18 protein-coding genes and 1 pseudogene are annotated in these 17,088 nt (G+C 36.6%); 7 read left to right on the top strand and 12 right to left on the bottom strand.

Translation table 11 applies throughout. From position 1 onward, the window contains the following. Nucleotides 1-55 precede the first annotated feature (55 nt). The gene (locus PF272_RS00170) at nt 56-676 is read left to right on the top strand and encodes a cation diffusion facilitator family transporter (RefSeq protein WP_271141184.1); all 621 of its coding nucleotides are present in this window, start codon (nt 56-58) and stop codon (nt 674-676) included. A gap of 553 nt (nt 677-1,229) precedes the next feature. Here the strand turns inward: PF272_RS00170 and PF272_RS00165 are convergent. The 5 genes from PF272_RS00165 to PF272_RS00145 all read right to left on the bottom strand — a co-directional run bounded on the left by PF272_RS00165 (nt 1,230) and on the right by PF272_RS00145 (nt 4,160). After that, nucleotides 1,230-1,892 (bottom strand): histidine phosphatase family protein, encoded by a 663-nt coding sequence (locus tag PF272_RS00165; RefSeq protein WP_271141183.1) that lies wholly within the window; start codon nt 1,890-1,892, stop codon nt 1,230-1,232. Between the two features lie 58 nt (nt 1,893-1,950). Next, nucleotides 1,951-2,292 carry a Grx4 family monothiol glutaredoxin gene (gene grxD / locus PF272_RS00160; protein ID WP_271141182.1) on the bottom strand — a complete coding sequence of 114 codons (342 nt, stop codon included), beginning with the start codon at nt 2,290-2,292 and terminating at the stop codon, nt 1,951-1,953. Between the two features lie 88 nt (nt 2,293-2,380). Beyond that, nucleotides 2,381-3,127, bottom strand: a complete 747-nt coding sequence (locus PF272_RS00155) for a TPM domain-containing protein (RefSeq protein ID WP_271141181.1) — start codon at nt 3,125-3,127, stop codon at nt 2,381-2,383. Then, nucleotides 3,124-3,564, bottom strand: coding sequence for a TPM domain-containing protein (locus tag PF272_RS00150; protein WP_065239752.1), 441 nt, complete (start codon nt 3,562-3,564; stop codon nt 3,124-3,126). Before PF272_RS00150 ends, PF272_RS00155 begins: the two co-directional genes overlap by 4 nt. 11 nt (nt 3,565-3,575) lie before the next feature. Continuing rightward, a complete protein-coding gene (locus PF272_RS00145; RefSeq protein WP_065233496.1) occupies nt 3,576-4,160 on the bottom strand; it encodes a LemA family protein in 585 nt (194 codons plus the stop codon). 255 nt (nt 4,161-4,415) lie between these two features. On the opposite strand from PF272_RS00145, the gene PF272_RS00140 reads away from it, so the two are divergent. Then, nucleotides 4,416-5,234 (top strand): 5'-nucleotidase, lipoprotein e(P4) family, encoded by an 819-nt coding sequence (locus PF272_RS00140; RefSeq protein ID WP_065239753.1) that lies wholly within the window; start codon nt 4,416-4,418, stop codon nt 5,232-5,234. A 174-nt stretch (nt 5,235-5,408) separates the two neighbouring features. On the opposite strand, the gene dolP is transcribed toward PF272_RS00140, so the two are convergent. The 4 genes from dolP to PF272_RS00120 are packed head-to-tail and all read right to left on the bottom strand — an operon-like array spanning nt 5,409 to nt 8,708. After that, nucleotides 5,409-5,999, bottom strand: a complete 591-nt coding sequence (gene dolP / locus PF272_RS00135; RefSeq protein WP_065239754.1) for a division/outer membrane stress-associated lipid-binding lipoprotein — start codon at nt 5,997-5,999, stop codon at nt 5,409-5,411. 20 nt (nt 6,000-6,019) lie between these two features. Then, nucleotides 6,020-6,598, bottom strand: a complete 579-nt coding sequence (locus tag PF272_RS00130) for a D-sedoheptulose-7-phosphate isomerase (RefSeq protein ID WP_065233499.1) — start codon at nt 6,596-6,598, stop codon at nt 6,020-6,022. Between the two features lie 4 nt (nt 6,599-6,602). Then, nucleotides 6,603-6,974, bottom strand: a complete 372-nt coding sequence (locus tag PF272_RS00125; RefSeq protein WP_271141180.1) for a YraN family protein — start codon at nt 6,972-6,974, stop codon at nt 6,603-6,605. A 3-nt stretch (nt 6,975-6,977) separates the two neighbouring features. Then, entirely contained in the window at nt 6,978-8,708 is a 1,731-nt protein-coding gene (locus PF272_RS00120) for a penicillin-binding protein activator (protein ID WP_271141179.1), read from the bottom strand. 116 nt (nt 8,709-8,824) lie between these two features. Between PF272_RS00120 and rsmI the strand changes: the two genes are divergently transcribed. The 3 genes from rsmI to PF272_RS00105 are packed head-to-tail and all read left to right on the top strand — an operon-like array spanning nt 8,825 to nt 10,791. Continuing rightward, nucleotides 8,825-9,679 (top strand): 16S rRNA (cytidine(1402)-2'-O)-methyltransferase, encoded by an 855-nt coding sequence (gene rsmI, locus PF272_RS00115; RefSeq protein WP_065239758.1) that lies wholly within the window; start codon nt 8,825-8,827, stop codon nt 9,677-9,679. Nucleotides 9,680-9,723: 44 nt separating this feature from the next. Beyond that, nucleotides 9,724-10,518: an alpha/beta hydrolase gene (locus PF272_RS00110; protein WP_271141251.1), complete on the top strand. Its 795-nt coding sequence runs from the start codon at nt 9,724-9,726 to the stop codon at nt 10,516-10,518. A gap of 3 nt (nt 10,519-10,521) precedes the next feature. After that, complete coding sequence (locus tag PF272_RS00105) at nt 10,522-10,791, top strand: hypothetical protein (protein WP_271141178.1); 270 nt, start codon at nt 10,522-10,524, stop codon at nt 10,789-10,791. A gap of 161 nt (nt 10,792-10,952) precedes the next feature. On the opposite strand, the pseudogene PF272_RS00100 reads toward PF272_RS00105, so the two are convergent. Beyond that, nucleotides 10,953-11,855 (bottom strand): annotated as a pseudogene (locus PF272_RS00100) (IS256 family transposase, variant Zn-binding type); the annotation flags it as partial. 162 nt (nt 11,856-12,017) lie between these two features. Between PF272_RS00100 and PF272_RS00095 the strand changes: the two are divergent. Next, entirely contained in the window at nt 12,018-12,800 is a 783-nt protein-coding gene (locus PF272_RS00095) for an AEC family transporter (RefSeq protein ID WP_333781477.1), read from the top strand. Nucleotides 12,801-13,168: 368 nt separating this feature from the next. Here PF272_RS00095 and PF272_RS00090 read toward each other — a convergent pair whose 3' ends face one another. Both PF272_RS00090 and PF272_RS00085 read right to left on the bottom strand, forming a co-directional pair. Beyond that, nucleotides 13,169-13,921, bottom strand: a complete 753-nt coding sequence (locus PF272_RS00090) for an esterase family protein (protein ID WP_271141175.1) — start codon at nt 13,919-13,921, stop codon at nt 13,169-13,171. Between the two features lie 10 nt (nt 13,922-13,931). Further along, nucleotides 13,932-15,110: an ATP-grasp domain-containing protein gene (locus tag PF272_RS00085; protein WP_271141174.1), complete on the bottom strand. Its 1,179-nt coding sequence runs from the start codon at nt 15,108-15,110 to the stop codon at nt 13,932-13,934. 181 nt (nt 15,111-15,291) lie between these two features. On the opposite strand from PF272_RS00085, the gene ettA reads away from it, so the two are divergent. Next, the gene (gene ettA, locus PF272_RS00080) at nt 15,292-16,962 is read left to right on the top strand and encodes an energy-dependent translational throttle protein EttA (RefSeq protein WP_065238565.1); all 1,671 of its coding nucleotides are present in this window, start codon (nt 15,292-15,294) and stop codon (nt 16,960-16,962) included. The last annotated feature ends 126 nt before the right edge of the window (nt 16,963-17,088 follow it).

The raw sequence follows: 17,088 nt of genomic DNA, 5'->3' as shown, positions 1-17,088 counted from the left end.
TCCATTTATCATTTAATCCAATGTATAAATTATTATGTGCCATTCCGTTGATCCTATGACATCAGAAAAATCTTCTCACACTAACCATCACCATAATCATCCGCATACTGACAATAAGCTGATTTTATTTTTCAGTTTTGCCTTAATTTTTGGTTTTATGCTAATCGAGTTTTGGGCAGGTTATGCTTTTCATAGTTTAGCGTTACTCGCCGATGCGGGGCATATGGCAAATGATAGTTTTGCCTTGCTATTAGCATTAATTTCCCTCTTTTTATCCGCAAGAATGCAAAAAGGATTGGCTATTTTGAATGGTGTTTCTCTGTTAGTCGTTGCAATAGTTATCTTGTTTGAAGCTGTAGAACGCTGGCAGCATCCATTAGTGATAAAAGCTCTACCAATGTTATCTGTTGCCATAATTGGTTTAGTAGTAAATATGATTGTTGCTTTTTTAATGTTACGTGGCGATTTAAATAATCTAAACTTAAAAGCCGCTTACTTACACGTTCTAGCTGATGCTTTAGGCTCTGTAATTGCAATTATTGCAGGATTAAGTGCTTGGCTGTGGGCAATCAGTTGGGTAGATATTGTGGCTAGTGCATTATTAAGTTTGTTTATTTTTAGAAGTGGCTGGCAAATTGTGGTGCAAGCATATAAAAGCTTATTAGAAATGAAGTAAAATCTATTAAAAATAGATTCAGACTGTTAACAAACCTGAAATTAATCACAAATCTTAATAAAGGCTTAATGGGTTCCCTCTTACACTTGCCCGAATGGAAATAAGATTTTCAGGCAAAAAAAGTGATCATTTTTCGAACGTAGTGAGAAAAATCTCTGTTTTTTGCCGCTCGGAAAATCTTATTGGAATGAGGAGTAGCAAGTGTGCGAGGGTGTATTTATTCGCTTCGCTCACCCTTCGGGCTGTTGCTTTCAGCAACATTCAACGCGTTGCGTTGTCTTTTGCCTCCTTTTCTTTATACAAGTAATGACAAAAAGCGTTAGCTTTTTGAACGTTGCTTGCAACGGCTCGTTAGAGTGAGCAAGCTTGCTTGCGAATAAAAGGAGGTCGCCCTTTAGGGCGAAACCTAAATATGAATTAAAACAAAAATATCTAAAAATATTAAACCAGCTTTGTTTTTTAAAACAATGTTAATTTAGATTTCCCCGACACGCATGCAAAATATACATCTAAATTTAGTATCACCTAGAACTAGGTCTGCGCCTCAGACCATTTATAAAGGAACTGCTACTGCTAAATGAGACGTATCATTTTTACGCTCAATCTGAAAACTTCGCTGTTCTGCATTTTGCTGATAACGTACTACACTAATACTACAATTAATCAAACTTTCACTCACACCAGGTTCTCGATGGGTTTGCCACGTATAGCCACCCAATAATGCAAGTAATAATCTTAATGTATGCCCGTGGGAAACGACTAAAATATTACCTTGATCATGAATTTGAATAATATCTTGTACTGCTTGCCACGCACGTGCTGCTAATGCAGAAAAAGGTTCTCCTTGGTTATATTGCGCAATATTTTGATCATAAATTTCAGGATGCTTAACTAAATTTTGAAACGCCTCTGTATGACGAATAGTATCAATCTTAATCCCTTCCCATTGACCAAAAAATTGTTCATTTAATCCTTGATGTTGGAATAATGAAATAGAACGTTCCCCAATAACGTGCCTTGCAGTATCAATTGTACGTTGTAAACAACTTGAATAAGCAGCAACAAAAGGTATCTCTTTTAATGCCTCTCCCGCAGCTAAAGCACCATTAATTCCTTCGCTCGTTAAAGGTGAATCGCCTTGCCCTTGCAGCAACCCCGTTTCATTCCATTGTGTCCGACCATGACGTAAAAAATAAAAGGTAAGATCTTTCTGCATTGTTTTCCTCTAAATATAAAAAAATAGCCCTCATTATTTGAGGGCTGTTTTAGCATAATTATGCTTGTTGTTCTTGATCTGCATATTTTGCTGCTATTTCTTTTAAAAGTGGCTGTAATTCACCTTTTTGGAACATTTCAAGAATAATATCGCAACCACCAATTAACTCACCTTCTACCCATAATTGTGGGAATGTTGGCCAATTTGCAAATTTTGGTAATTCAGCACGAATATCAGGATGTTGTAAAATATCCACATAACCAAAAGGCACTTGGCAATTAATAATTGCTTCTACTGCTCTCGCAGAAAAACCACATGATGGGAATTTTGGTGAACCTTTCATATAAAGAATAATTGGATTTTCACTAAGTTGTTGTTTAATTCTTTCAATAGTTTCCATAGACTAACCTCAAATGTTAAGGAGATAAGACAAAAAGTGGCAAGATTGTAGCACAAGCCTCTAGATAAACCAATCTTCCTCATTTGGGTTACCAGCTTCCGCCAGCACCACCTCCACCAAAACCGCCTCCGCCAAATCCACCGCTGCTTCCGCCACCAAAGCCACCATCATGACGATCAAAATCATGTGGATTAATATAGATTCCACCATTTTGATAATGACGCGATCTTGGACTCACATAAGTTCTACGCTTATGGCGTTCACTTAAAAAGACAACCAAAAAGAAAAACGCAACCATTAACAGTGGAATAAAATCATATCGCTCTTCTTCAGCCAGTTGTTCTGGTTTAAATTCTCCTTGGCTAGCCGCAATAATATATTTTAAGCCTTCAGCAATCCCTGTTGCATAACGATTCTCTTTAAATGCTGGCGTAATTACTTGGCGAATCACTTTACCTAAAAAAGCATCTGGTAAAGCCCCTTCTAAACCTTGCCCCGTAGCAATAAAAATCTTACGATCGTTTTTTGCAATCAGCATTAAAACGCCATTATTTAACTGTTTACGCCCAATTCCCCAACGATCACCTAATCTAAATGCATAATCAGCAATTTCAACATCACCTGTGGAAGGAATCATTACCACCGCAATTTGTGAACTTGTCTTTTGACTATATGCCACTAATTGTTGCTCAATCACTTGTTGCTGCTGTTGCGTTAATGTATGCGTATAATCATTTACATAGCGAAAAGGTTGTGGTGGTTCTGGATAAATTGCTCCCCAACTTAATACCGGAAAAAATAAGCAAAATAGCAAAAAATAAGCATACTTTCTCATTTAATCACCACTTCATTTGGTAATTCATTACGATCATTTTCTTGATATGGAAAATGTAACGCTAAACGCTCTCCAATCAACGCAATCGCACTCACAATCCCTTCGGTATATTGTTTTTGTTTTGCTGCCGCAATGATCAAGTCGCATGCTTGCTGCCAAAAGCCATCTTCAACATGATGATCGATACCTTGATCACCAATAATTGCGCATTGCTTCGATTGTAAAGCGAGATAAATTAATACCCCATTTCGCTGTGCTGTTTTTTCCATTGCTAATTGTTGAAACAATTCCGTGGCTCTCTGTACACCAGAGATTTCGCGATCCGCAGGGAGTTTTCGTTCTACATAAACTCGCAATTCCGCCGAAGTTTGCAATTCTAAACGAGCAATCGCCCGCTCTACACGGGCTTTATCTATCGGTTGTTTGAATAACATAATGTTTTAATTTATTAGTTAAAATTGACTGTTGGTGCTTTTTCTGCTCCCGCATCTGCTTTGAAATAAGGTTTTTCATTAAATCCAAATAACATTGCCACTAATTTAGTTGGGAAAGTGCGGATTTTTTTATTATATACTTTAGCTGCTTCATTAAATGTATTACGAGCAACATTGATACGATTTTCAGTACCTTCTAATTGCGTTTGTAAGGTTAAAAATCCTTCGTTCGCTTTTAGTTCAGGATAGTTTTCTACAGTAGCCAATAAACGTGATAATGTAGAACCAACTTGGTTTTGTTGTTGTTGAAATTGAGCTAATTGTTCTTCTGTCATATTCGCAGGATCAATTTTAATTTGTGTTGCTTTTGCTCTTGCTTCAACCACATTAGTTAATGTTTCCTTCTCAAAATTAGCTTGGCCTTTAACGGTATTAACTAAGTTTGGAATTAAATCTGCTCGACGTTGATATTGGGACTCAACATTCGCCCATACAGAATCAATATCTTCTTCCGCTTGCACCAAACTGTTATAACTTCCCATTACAGTGAACCCAAGAACAATCGCAACTAAAATCGCAATTAATGTACTTTTTTTCATATATTCCTCTTTATGATTGAATTAACAACGTCATAAAACGACATAGTCTGTTTAATAAAGTTATTTATTGTAATGCAATTTACTCACTGGCTAAACTTCTATCCAACTTAGTGATGATTAATTGTTCGCTTATGCCTCTATTACTGAATAACAATTAATATTTGTGATCTGCTTCACAGATTTTAATGAAATTATTCACTCGGAAAGGAGTAGAATAGCCAAGCTCATTATTGCAATAACTTCAAGGAGAGAACAATGAGAACATTAAAATTAAGTGTTTTGGCTATTTCTGCTGCATTAGCATTGTCTGCTTGCAGTACACAGCAAAATGTTGAACAACAAGCTGCACAACGCTTAGTTGATCAAGCTACTTTTGGTGTGAACTGGGTTCAACAATCTGGTGAATATCAAGCTTTAGCTTATCAAGCCTTTAATATTGCTAAAGTAAGCTTTGATAAAGCCAAAGTACAAAAAGGGAAGAAAAAAGCAGTTGTTTCTGACCTAGATGAAACCTTATTAGATAATAGTGCTCATGCTGCATGGCAATCTAAAAATTTACAACCTTACACTAGTGAAGGTTGGACTAAATGGGTAAATGCACGCCAAACTGCCGCAGTGCCTGGTGCCGTAGAGTTTGCTAATTATGTAAATAGCCATGGTGGTACCATGTTCTATGTGTCAAATCGTAAAGATAGCAATGAAAAAGCTGCAACTATTGATGATATGAAACGCCTTGGTTTTACTGGTGTTAATGATAAAACATTATTATTGAAGAAAGATAAATCAGCTAAATCTGCTCGCTTTGCAGAAATTGAAAAAATGGGTTATGAAATTGTGATGTATGTTGGTGATAATCTTAATGATTATGGTGATGCCACTTATCATAAACCAAATGCAGAACGTCGTCAGTTTGTCGCAGAAAATGAAAGCAAATTTGGTAAACAATATATTGTTTTACCAAATCCAAATTATGGTGACTGGGAAGGCGGTTTAGATCCTAACTATTTCAAAAAATCTGCTTCTGAACAACTAAAAATCCGTGAAGCAGCATTAAAAGCATGGGATGGTAAGTAATCTTTCGGATTATTTTGCATCAGGTAGTGAATTATCGAGAATTCACTACCTTTATCTGTAGAAGATCAAACCTAATCTGACAGTCCCCATTTAAATATATCTTACTGATCAAAAATGCCTTAAATAGCATAACTATTTAAGGCATTATCTAGCAAATTCTTTTTACACCATTATTTAATTTAAATAAGTAAATACTCTTACAACTTTCTTAACACCATTGATAGTTCGCACCGCATCTACCGCAGCATTTGCTTGTGCTTGTGTTAAACGACCTAATAGATAAACAACGCCATTTTCTGTCACTACTTTTACATCTGTCGCTTTCACATTACCATTTACAAAGAGTTTAGATTTTGCTTGAGTGGTAATCCAAGTATCCTTGCTTGCCTGTGCAAAAGTGACTTTTGGTCCAATCTCAATTTGTTCATAAACATCAGCAATATCTTTCACACCTCGAGCAAGATTAGTTGCGACCTCACGTAAATCTTCACTTGGCGCTTGTCCTACTAGCAACACTCTCGCATTATAAACAATCGCACTAATATGTGCTTGTTCGTCAAGCTGTTTATCTTTACGTAATGCATCCGCAACACGCAATTCTAATGTTTGATCATCAATTTGAGTGCCAGTAGTACGTGGATCGGTAGCAACTTTAGTCGCTAATGCACCACCACCAAGAACTGCTGCGACACAGCCTTGTAATAAGAGGATAACCGCTAAGGTTGAACCTAATTTGATCAAGTTTTTCCACTGATGATTTTGCATCATTGCCTCCTTTATTGGGATTAATGAGAGAAAAGCGAAAAATCAATTAATTCGCATAAAGTATTAATAATAAATAAATGTTGTTCTAAAGTACGTACTTCTTTTTGCACTGGAACTGCGATGTTAATATCTTTTTCATCTAGCAGCCCATTTAGATGATCGCTTTTATCGCCTGTTAATGCAACCACTAAAATATCTTTTTCTTTTGCATTACGAATTAATGAGAGCGAAATTTCTTCTGTATCTGGAGTCAAAACGACAAAAATATCGCCAGTTTGTATCAATGTATTAAACTGCTTTTGATATGCTTCTAATAAATTATTATCACTTAATAATGCTGCACCTACCGCACCATCTAACCCTAAATAAACTGCGGGAAAACTTGGACGTGCTAATTGGTAACGATTAATTAAGTTAGCAACAAAAAGTTGTGCATTGGCTGCAGAACGACCATAACCAAACACCACCATTTTATTACCACGTAATAGACATTGAGTTAATTCATTGGTCGTTTTTTCTAAGATTTCCGGAATAACTGCGGCAGTGGCAATATGTCCTTTAATGCTCTCTTCATATAATGCTTTTATTCGATCTAACATAAAATCAACCATTGAATTCAATAAAATTTTTTAACCATGTTAATTGATGTTGAGTGCCATCATAAGCGATCACATCAAACCGACAATCTACGGTATCTAAACTCTCTGCAAATTGACTTAACCATAAATTTGCCGCATTAATCCATTTCTGCTGTTTACGCCAAGAAACACTCTCTACGGCTGATCCAAATTTATCACTCTTACGCTGACGCACTTCAACAAACACTATCGTTTGCTGATCTCGCATAATGAGATCAAGTTCACCACATTTAAATACCTGATTTGCAGCAATAAATACTAAACCTTTTTGTTCTAAAAAACGGCGAGCTTGTTGTTCAAACTCGCCGCCTTGTTTTCTTGGTTGGAATAACGCCATTATTTAGTTAATTGTCTTAATATTGCCGTTATCGTATTGCATCCAAGTCATTGCGCGCTCAATATTACAGCCATCGCCTGCGCTCAATACGCCAGTAAGCCCATTGATTGTGAAACCTGGAATTTGACGCATTTCAGCAAATTTGTTAATCAACATCCAAGCATCAGCGCCCATTGCATATAAACGGAGTAAAGAATAATCCCCATTTGCGAGTTTTAATGCTTGTTGATAGCTTGCTGAATTTATATCGCTTAAGAACGGAATATCACTAAATTTTACGCCATTCATTGTTAAACGATAATCTGGACCATTATTGGCTGAATTACTACGTGACATAGCATAAATCGCAATACCATGTGCATCAGAATTATCTAATGCAGTTTTGATCTCTTGTAATTGTTGGCTATCAGCAACAACATAAATTGCGTTCACTTTTCCTGACATAGTCGCATTTTTAATATTTGCCAAAATATCATCCACTAAATTGTAGTAGTAAGTGTTAGCATCTGTGCCTGCTAAACTTTGCCATTTCGCATTAAATGCAGAAGAACTACGCTGACCTAAATCATTTTGTGGTACAAACACAATCGGGTTAGTTTCGCCGTCATTCCACATTTTCACTGCTGCTGATTGCGCTTCATCTTCTGGTGATAAACCATAATAACAAACACCTTGTAATGGACGCATACTTGGTGCGGTATTTAAGGTTAAAACGCTTAATCCTTGCATTGCATTACTATTTAATAACGACTCTACATTATCCTTTAATAAAGGTCCAACAACTGCTTGCGCACCTTCTTGTTTTGCTTGATTAACTAAATCCGCAACCGGTGTTCCCGCCATCGTATCATATGCTTTTACAATAATTGGTGAATTACCATGTGCATCATTAAACCCTTGTTGGATAATTTTACCAATAAGCTCTCCATTACCACTTAACGGAAGCAATAATGCAACTTGTTGGATCTTTAAATCTTCAAAGTTAACCACACCGCGTAAATCGGTCGGTAATAGGAATGCTGCTGGATGGTTAGCATATGTTGTTTTCCAATTTTGGATTGCGAAACGCATTTGATCTGGTTGAGAAATATGATCATTATAAACTTTAGCTAAATCTACCCAGCCTTTTAATGTCGCATCATTTGGATCAACAATTAAGCTATTTAGCGTATTTTTATCTAAACGTCTTAATAAGCTCCAAATTGTATCGTTATTTTGTTGTTTACGTTGCATATCACTAATGAAGCGATCCATTTGCACATGTGCATTAATTGCGCCCATTGTATCTTGGCTATTTTCTGCAACCTGTGCTAACACATCGTAATAGCGTACTTTTTGTGAGTTACTTAAGCTATTGATATCTAATGTATTAAGTAACCCAGTTGCATTGCTATTATCACGTTGTGCGGCAAATAATCCTGCTTTTAAGAGTGAAGCGTCGAGTTGTTGATCCTTATCCAACTCTTTGAGAGAAGAGAGTAAGCTTTCTGCTTGTGCGACTTTATTTTCACTTAATAAAGCACGCACCGCCAATAATTGGTAATTTGTGCGTTCTTCTTCATCTTGACTACTGTTGGCTTTATCTAAATAAAAATCTGAACTTGCGTAAGCATCATTTTGTAGCATTGAATTACCTGAACCAGTTAATGAGCTACAACCTGCGATGCTAAACATCACAAAAAAAATCAGTAAAAGATTTTTTAAATTCATTCGTTGTAATAGAATGTTTAACATATTCATCCCTATGATAATTTGAACTATCATGACAAAAGAAAACCGCTCAACTGACTGTTGAGCACCTGTGAAATCTTACTTATCTATTAGTTTAAAAGCAAATAAAAGACTTAATTATGAGCAATTTATTTGGCACATTGTATATTGTTGCTACACCAATCGGAAATTTAAATGATATTAGCCAACGTGCGTTGGATATTTTAACTCAAGTTGACCTTATCGCAGCAGAGGATACTCGCCATAGTGGATTATTACTCAATCATTATGCGATTAAAAAACCTTTATTCGCTCTACACGACCACAACGAACAGCAAAAAGCTACTTTATTGATTGAGAAATTACAGCAAGGTATCAATATTGCGTTAATTTCTGACGCGGGCACACCTCTAATTAGCGATCCAGGTTTTCATCTCGTCAGAGCTTGTCGTCAAGCTGAAATTCAAGTTGTGCCTATTCCTGGCTGCTGTGCTGCAATTACTGCATTATCTGCTGCGGGAATTGCCTCTAATCGCTTTTGTTTTGAAGGCTTTTTGCCAGCTAAAAGTAAGGCTCGTCAAGATCGTTTAAACGAATTAAAAACAGAAGCTCGAACCTTAATTTTTTATGAATCAACTCACCGAATTTTGGATACATTACAAGATATGTTATTGATCTTTGGTGAAGATCGTTACCTGGTCATGGCACGTGAGTTAACCAAAACATGGGAAACTATTTATGGTAACACGCTAGCTGAATTAATTACTTGGTTAAAGCAAGATGCTAATCGTTGTAAAGGGGAAATTGTCCTTGTAGTGGAAGGTGCTCCTGAATTAGATAAATCTGATTTTAGTGAGCAGGCTCTTCTCAGCTTACGATTAATCAGCCAAGAATTACCATTAAAAAAAGCAGCAGCGATTGTTGCCGAAGTTTATGGTTATAAAAAGAATGCACTCTATCAATATGGCTTAGATCATTTTACGACTGAGCGTTAATCACAGAGAAAGGAATTATTGTGTATCGTCATCACTATCTTGAAATGCAAGAACATTACCTTTATGTGCCATATTTTGATCATATGCGCCGGGTACGTGTTCTTTTGCCAAAAAACTACCATCAAAAAGAATGGCAACGTTATCCTGTACTCTATATGCACGATGGACAGAATGTCTTTTATAGCAAAGAGTCCTATTCTGGTTATTCATGGAAAATTATTCCTACAATCAAACATCACAAAGAATTTCCCAAAATGATCATTGTTGGTATTGATAATGCTGGCACTGAACGCCTTGATGAATATGCCCCTTGGAATACAGACGTTGGTTCGCCTGATATGCGGCATATTGGTGGACTTGGTATGCAGTATGGACAATGGGTTGTTGAAGTGGTTAAACCTTTTATTGACCAACATTATCGGACATTACCTGAACGTGAACATACCCTATTAGCGGGTAGCTCAATGGGTGGGATTATTACTGCCTATATGAGTGCCGCTTACCCGCATATCTTTGGGCATTTAGGCGTCTTTTCTCTAGCCTCTTGGTTTAGTGAATCAGCCTTTCTTGACTTTATTCATCATCATCCACTTGATCAAGCAACAAAAGTATTTATTCAAGTTGGCACTAAAGAAGGTGATGATGCCGATGCACAATTTATTTCTAATATGAATCAAGCTTATATCGACTGTACTTTACGTTATTATCAAGCATTAATTCGCACCGGGCATCCACTAGATAATATCTGTTTGCGTTTAATGGCAAATGAAATCCATCATGAAAAACATTGGGCAGATCATTTTGTTGAGTTTTTATGGTTTGCATTTTTTAAAGAGTAGATAATGATTTTTATACGTTTATTTTTAGTTTGCTTAATATTATTTATTGCTTTTTTTGGCTTTATCCCTGTTGCAATGGCTTTTGATGCAGGAATTAAACTATGGAACAGCCTTATTTTTATTGGATATATACTCTTTTTTGGTTCAATTTTACTCTTGATTGTGCTACCAGAAGAAAGACTAACGCCCAAATTATATCTTAAGATATGTACCACTGGCTTTGTTATTCCACCATTGTTATTTTTTATTTTACTAATGCTTCCAAATTCCTAAACGATAGATTTATTGCTGCTGGCGTTTTATCATAGTGAGCTTAAATTAATTCACTGAGATAACCTTATGGAACATATCTTTACCAGCATCTTTCCCGTATTTGGATTGATATTAATTGGCTATTTTTTTAAAAGAATCTGGAGTAATGGACAAAATGGAGGCTAAAAGTCATTTTTACTCATCAAATAATCCTGAATAAACTTTATCTTACGTTCCTTCTTTAACCCTTGATGGCATCTCAATTTGTTCTTTAAATCTCCAAATAGACCTTCTAAGTAATTTGTTGTTTTGGGAATATTCAACTCCGAATATTGCTCAAATTGAAATAACAACGGTATATTTCGTTTTAAACTGAAATAAGCCGTTCTCAGACGTTTATGGGTATACCACATTTTACCTGTTTCTAAATTGATGCTACGTTCATTTAGATATTCTTTGTGTTGTTGATACCATTGTTTCAAGCCTTGTTTGAAATCTTTTTCTGTACAATTTTTCATTCGATATGTGAGGGCTAACAATGCTTTTGGTGCAGGATCTTTAGGATGACGCGATAGGTAGTGGATGATGCATTGTACTTGGTGGAATTGACAAAGTTGTACAGGAATATCAGACAATAATGTGGTTAATCCACGTCGTCCATCGCAGATAATACTTTGTATTTCAATATGCTGTGATTTTAGGTGTTGAATACCCATAAGGTAGTGTTGATTGGTTTCGTATTCAACTGTTTTGATAAAAAGTACTTGCTGCGTTCGGCTGTCTGCAAAAACCATGATGCCGTATTCTCGTCCGAAATAGGTGGTATCCATCAGTAAATTAACAGCGATTGATGTCGTGGTTTTAAGTGTAATTTGGACTTTATCTAAGTGTCGTCTGATGGTCTTTTCGTTGCAATGATAACGAATGGCAAGTTGCTTGATGGTTTGCTTGCCTTGTGTGTAGGCTAGCCAAATTTCGTGAGAATTGATGCGATTGCCACCGTCAAATTGACGATGACAATCCGAACATTTGTAGCGTTGTTTATGGTTGCGAGTGCCATTCTTTTTGACTCGATTTGAGCCACAGAAAAAGCATTTTTTGTATTCAAAGCCTTTGACCTATCTAAAAGCCTTTCATGATAAGCTTTTCAGAAGTTTTTAGCATCCAAATTGTCCATTACGCCAAGAATCTCTTTTCCCTCTCACGAATTCTGGCCACTTGCCGATAAATTAACTTACTTTGTCTTAATGCCCTCTCTGCTCGTGATTGAGCTTTCCAATGCTAAATTTTCTTTAAACAGCTTAACTTTTATGCTGGTAGTATTGCTGGCATTATTCACAACCTTGATTGCCCTTATCATCATTAATTTATTTTGGAAAACCAGTAATGCTTCTTTTACCTCAATAGTACAAGGCGGAATTCGCTTCAATACTTATGTATTTTTAGCATTGGCAAATGCAATTTTAGGCAGTGAAGGACTAGTATTAAGTGCCATTATTCTGGCAGTAGCGATTCCTTTTGTGAATATCTGTTGTGTGACGATTTTTGCTTTCTATTCTGATAACAATAAACTTGGTTTCAACTATCTCATTAAATCAATTATCAAGAATCCGCTTATTATCGCTTGTATCGTTGGGGCAGCGATCAATCTATCTGGATTAGGAATGCCGGTCAGTCTAGAAAATTTATTAAAGATTCTAAGCAAAGCCGCATTACCACTTGGATTACTTTCTATTGGTTATGCGTTAGTGATTCGGGACTTAAATAGTTCAAAAGGTGATCTATTTATCAGTTCACTTGCAAAATTTATTCTATTACCATTTTTTATGTATCTGTTTGCCCGATGCTTTGATCTCAGTCCATTAATGCAAGCAACGTTAGTCTTGTTTGGTATTATGCCTACCGCTCCCAGCGCTTTTATTCTTGCTCGACAACTTGGTGGAAATTTACCATTAATGACTAGTATTATTACTACGCAAACTTTAGTCGCTGTGATTTGGATTGTGTTGTTTTTGCAGCTTTTTGTGTGAGTTACCGTAATAAAAAGCTAGCAAGCTCTTTTTAGAGTTAACCAAACCTAAAATTAATCACAAATCTTAATAAAGGCTTAATGGGTCCCCCCCCCCCCCCTCTCACACTTGCCCGAATGCAAATAAGATTTTCAGGCAAAAAAAGTGATCATTTTTCGAACGTAGTGAGAAAAATCTCTGTTTTTTGCCGCCCGGAAAATCTTATTGGAATGAGGAGCAGCAAGTGTGCGAGGGGGTGTTTCTTTTGCTTCATTTTCTTTACACAAGTAAAGAAAATGAAGTCGCCCTTTAGGGCGAAACCTAAATGATCGTTAAAGAAAAATATTAAATAGATTTTATCCTAAAACTAAAAAAGTAGCCCTTTTCCCTTAAATAATACCTTGCTCTTCTAGTTTTCCTAAGAAAAATGGCATTTGCACTTTCCACCAAGGCCAATCATGATCAACATCATGCCCCCAAAAATCGAACCATGCTGGAATTCCTTTGTGCTGGAAAGCTTCTTGTAAACGTGCTGTATCTGCAATATGTTGCTCTTCCCAAGCCCCTTGTCCTACGGCAACAATATAGTGATTTTGACGATAACGATCTAAAAACCAGCTATCATATTGTCCCCATAGATAATCAATCGGAGAGTTAAAATAGACCACTTCATCACCATAAAATTCTCCGGTGAAGAAACGTGCATCATATACACCACTTAACGCAATTGCTGTATCAAACAGATCAGGATGACGTAAGGCAAAATTAATCGTATGAAATGCCCCCATGCTACACCCTGTTGCAATCATTGCTTCATACCAATTCGATTCATAACGAATCAAAGGTACCAATTCATTAACAATATAACGATCATAAGCATTATGTGCTAATGCCATATCATGACCTGATTTATTTGGAGCTAACCAAGACTCTTTATCTAAAGAGTCTGGGGTATAGAATTTCACTAATCCACGATCAATAAATGAACGGCACGCTTCAATCATCCCAAAATCACCATACTCATTTTGGCTACCGCCTGATGATGGGAACACAATAATTGGCTTCCCTGCATGTCCATAAACATTGAAGTACATTTCCCGCCCAAGTTCACCACTCCAATGGCTTCTTCTTTCAAAATGCATAATCCTCTCCTTACTGTTTAGCGTGTGCAAATTGAATAATTTCACGCATTTGTTCTATGGTTTCAGTACGTGCCAAAATACCTTCTTCCCCCATAATTTTCGCAAAAATACCCGGTACATTTTGCACACTAATAATATTGCCACTAAAGCGTTCACAGATAGCTTGCGTTGAATTCACATAATTTTTATTGGCTTTACGTGAAATATAAACCACATTCCAAGGGTGAGTAATCTGGGAGTAGAATTTATTCTCTTTAACGATATGTGCATATTCATTAAATACATCAAAATCATTAGCATAGTTCCACATATCAATCGTTAAACCACCTGGTGGACGGCAGTTAATTTCTAATGGCATTAATTCGTTTGTTTTTTTCACACGGAAAAATTCAAAGTGGAAAAAACGTTCACGCACTTTAAACGCTTCAACACACTGTTTACCTAACTCTACCAATTCAGGGGAAATTTCGCGCGGTACGTAATAGAACATATCGCTATCTTTCTCAACTGTATCTAATACCGCTTCGGAATACTCAAGGCTCGCATAAAAAACAATATTGCTATTAATATCAGCAAGTCCATCAAAGGTAACAATATCACCGTCAATAAACTCTTCCATGATGTATTCAACATTTGGATTTTTATAGCCAAAAAACGCCTCTAACTCCTCAATAGATTTAATTTTATAAGTGTCGCTTGCACCAACACCTGAATTCGGTTTAATAATCACTGGGAAATTTAATTCTTTTGCCAAATCGCGAGCATCTTGATCATCTTTGAATACACGACCTTTTGCTACCTTTAACCCTGTGGCTCGAAAAATTTCTTTCATTTGTGATTTGGTTTTAATTGCGTGCATATCTTCATTTTTATAACCAAACACATTGAAATCTGTACGTAGTTTAGCGTCTAACTCTAACCAATATTCATTATGTGATTCAATACGATCAATACGACCATATTTATGGGCAAAATAACCAACGGCACGATAAACCTGATCATAATCTTCCATATTATCGACACGATAATATTCCGTTAAGGCATTACGTAATCCCTCACTTAAAGATTCATATGGCGCATCTGCAATCCCTAATGTATGAAAGCCGTTTTCCCGCAATCTAACCGCAAACGTTTCAAAATTCGTTGGAAAATGTGGTGAAATCATCACAAAATTTAACGGTCTTGACATTCAGTTTCCCTCAAAATAAAAGTTGATAATTGTGTTGTGCATAAGATCGTAAGATCCGCTGTTTATTTTGCCATAAATTCTATTTTTTTGTGCAGAAAAGATCCGTATAAAAATAGTCAAAACTGATAATTTAAAGTAGAATAAGCGCCTTTTCATCTAAACCACACAAAAAGCGAGAATTATGTCAACACAATTTGTTTATACTATGCATCGCGTGAGCAAAGTTGTGCCGCCGAAGCGTCAAATTTTAAAAGATATCTCTTTAAGCTTTTTTCCAGGTGCCAAAATTGGTGTATTAGGCTTAAATGGTGCTGGAAAATCTACACTATTACGGATTATGGCTGGCGTAGATAAAGAGTTTGAAGGTGAAGCGCGTCCACAACCCGGTATTAAGATTGGTTATTTACCACAAGAGCCGAAATTATCTCCACAGCAAACTGTACGTGAAGCTATTGAAGAAGCTGTTGCAGAGGTAAAAAGTGCATTAACGCGTTTAGATGAAGTTTATGCGTTATATGCCGATCCTGATGCTGATTTTGACAAGTTAGCTGCTGAACAAGCTAAATTAGAAGCAATTATCCAAGCACATGATGGGCATAACTTACAAAACCAATTAGAACGTGCTGCCGACGCATTACGCTTACCTGATTGGGATAGTAAAATTGAACATCTTTCTGGGGGTGAACGTCGTCGTGTTGCACTTTGCCGTTTACTGTTAGAAAAACCAGATATGCTATTACTCGATGAACCAACTAACCACTTAGATGCTGAATCAGTTGCTTGGTTAGAACGTTTCTTGCACGATTACGAAGGTACTGTGGTTGCTATTACCCACGACCGTTATTTCTTAGATAACGTTGCTGGTTGGATTTTAGAGTTGGACCGTGGTGAAGGTATTCCATGGCAAGGTAACTACTCTTCTTGGTTGGAACAAAAAGAGAAACGTCTTGCACAAGAAGCTGCAACAGAATCAGCTCGTCAAAAATCAATTGAGAAAGAGCTTGAATGGGTACGCCAAAATCCAAAAGGTCGCCAAGCGAAAAGTAAGGCACGTATGGCACGCTTTGAAGAACTTAACTCTAGCGAATACCAAAAACGTAATGAAACCAACGAACTCTTTATTCCGCCTGGCCCACGTTTAGGAGATAAAGTGATTGAAGTAGTAAATTTATCTAAATCATACGGTGATCGTACATTAATTGATGATCTCTCTTTCAGTATTCCGAAAGGGGCAATCGTTGGGATTATTGGGGCGAATGGTGCAGGTAAATCAACTTTATTTAGAATGTTATCAGGTCAAGAACAACCAGATAGCGGATCAATTACGTTAGGTGATACGGTAGTGCTCTCTTCTGTTGAACAATTTAGAGATAATATGGACAACAGCAAGACAGTTTGGGAAGAAGTTTCTGGTGGATTAGATATTATGAAAATCGGTAACTTTGAAATTCCGAGCCGTGCTTACGTTGGGCGTTTTAACTTTAAAGGCGTAGATCAACAAAAACGTGTTGGTGAACTTTCAGGGGGTGAGCGTGGCCGTTTACATCTTGCTAAGTTATTGCAACGTGGTGGGAACGTGTTATTACTCGATGAACCAACTAATGATCTTGATGTTGAAACCTTACGTGCTTTAGAAAATGCGATTTTAGAATTCCCTGGTTGTGTGATGGTAATTTCGCACGACCGTTGGTTCTTAGACCGTATTGCCACTCACATTTTAGATTACGGTGATGAAGGAAAAGTCACTTTCTATGAAGGTAACTTCACTGACTATGAAGAGTGGAAGAAGAAAACCTTTGGTGCCGATGCAGTACAACCAAAGCGGATTAAATATAAACGTATTACTAAGTAATCCTAATTGATAAAAAATCCTGTTGTTTAATTGAATAACAGGATTTTTTACTCTCTTCCTTTTGTGATTTCCTCTCTTATTTTCTGCTTTTTTATGCTAGAATCTGCAACCGTTTTTGTTCATCTA

The organism is Gallibacterium faecale, from assembly GCF_027920745.1.
GTDB lineage: Bacteria > Pseudomonadota > Gammaproteobacteria > Enterobacterales > Pasteurellaceae > Gallibacterium > Gallibacterium faecale.
This window is presented reverse-complemented; position numbering and strand designations above follow the sequence as displayed.

Excerpts from the sequence above, each read along its gene's own strand:
- PF272_RS00165 (WP_271141183.1), bottom strand. The coding sequence starts at position 1,892 with ATGCAGAAAGATCTTACCTTTTATTTTTTACGTCATGGTCGGACACAA.
- grxD (WP_271141182.1), bottom strand. The coding sequence starts at position 2,292 with ATGGAAACTATTGAAAGAATTAAACAACAACTTAGTGAAAATCCAATT.
- PF272_RS00110 (WP_271141251.1), top strand. The coding sequence starts at position 9,724 with ATGCAAGAACATTACCTTTATGTGCCATATTTTGATCATATGCGCCGG.
- PF272_RS00120 (WP_271141179.1), bottom strand. The coding sequence starts at position 8,708 with ATGTTAAACATTCTATTACAACGAATGAATTTAAAAAATCTTTTACTG.
- PF272_RS00105 (WP_271141178.1), top strand. The coding sequence starts at position 10,522 with ATGATTTTTATACGTTTATTTTTAGTTTGCTTAATATTATTTATTGCT.
- PF272_RS00090 (WP_271141175.1), bottom strand. The coding sequence starts at position 13,921 with ATGCATTTTGAAAGAAGAAGCCATTGGAGTGGTGAACTTGGGCGGGAA.
- PF272_RS00125 (WP_271141180.1), bottom strand. The coding sequence starts at position 6,974 with ATGGCGTTATTCCAACCAAGAAAACAAGGCGGCGAGTTTGAACAACAA.
- dolP (WP_065239754.1), bottom strand. The coding sequence starts at position 5,999 with ATGCAAAATCATCAGTGGAAAAACTTGATCAAATTAGGTTCAACCTTA.
- rsmI (WP_065239758.1), top strand. The coding sequence starts at position 8,825 with ATGAGCAATTTATTTGGCACATTGTATATTGTTGCTACACCAATCGGA.
- PF272_RS00085 (WP_271141174.1), bottom strand. The coding sequence starts at position 15,110 with ATGTCAAGACCGTTAAATTTTGTGATGATTTCACCACATTTTCCAACG.
- PF272_RS00170 (WP_271141184.1), top strand. The coding sequence starts at position 56 with ATGACATCAGAAAAATCTTCTCACACTAACCATCACCATAATCATCCG.
- PF272_RS00145 (WP_065233496.1), bottom strand. The coding sequence starts at position 4,160 with ATGAAAAAAAGTACATTAATTGCGATTTTAGTTGCGATTGTTCTTGGG.
- PF272_RS00130 (WP_065233499.1), bottom strand. The coding sequence starts at position 6,598 with ATGTTAGATCGAATAAAAGCATTATATGAAGAGAGCATTAAAGGACAT.
- ettA (WP_065238565.1), top strand. The coding sequence starts at position 15,292 with ATGTCAACACAATTTGTTTATACTATGCATCGCGTGAGCAAAGTTGTG.
- PF272_RS00140 (WP_065239753.1), top strand. The coding sequence starts at position 4,416 with ATGAGAACATTAAAATTAAGTGTTTTGGCTATTTCTGCTGCATTAGCA.
- PF272_RS00155 (WP_271141181.1), bottom strand. The coding sequence starts at position 3,127 with ATGAGAAAGTATGCTTATTTTTTGCTATTTTGCTTATTTTTTCCGGTA.
- PF272_RS00095 (WP_333781477.1), top strand. The coding sequence starts at position 12,018 with ATGCCCTCTCTGCTCGTGATTGAGCTTTCCAATGCTAAATTTTCTTTA.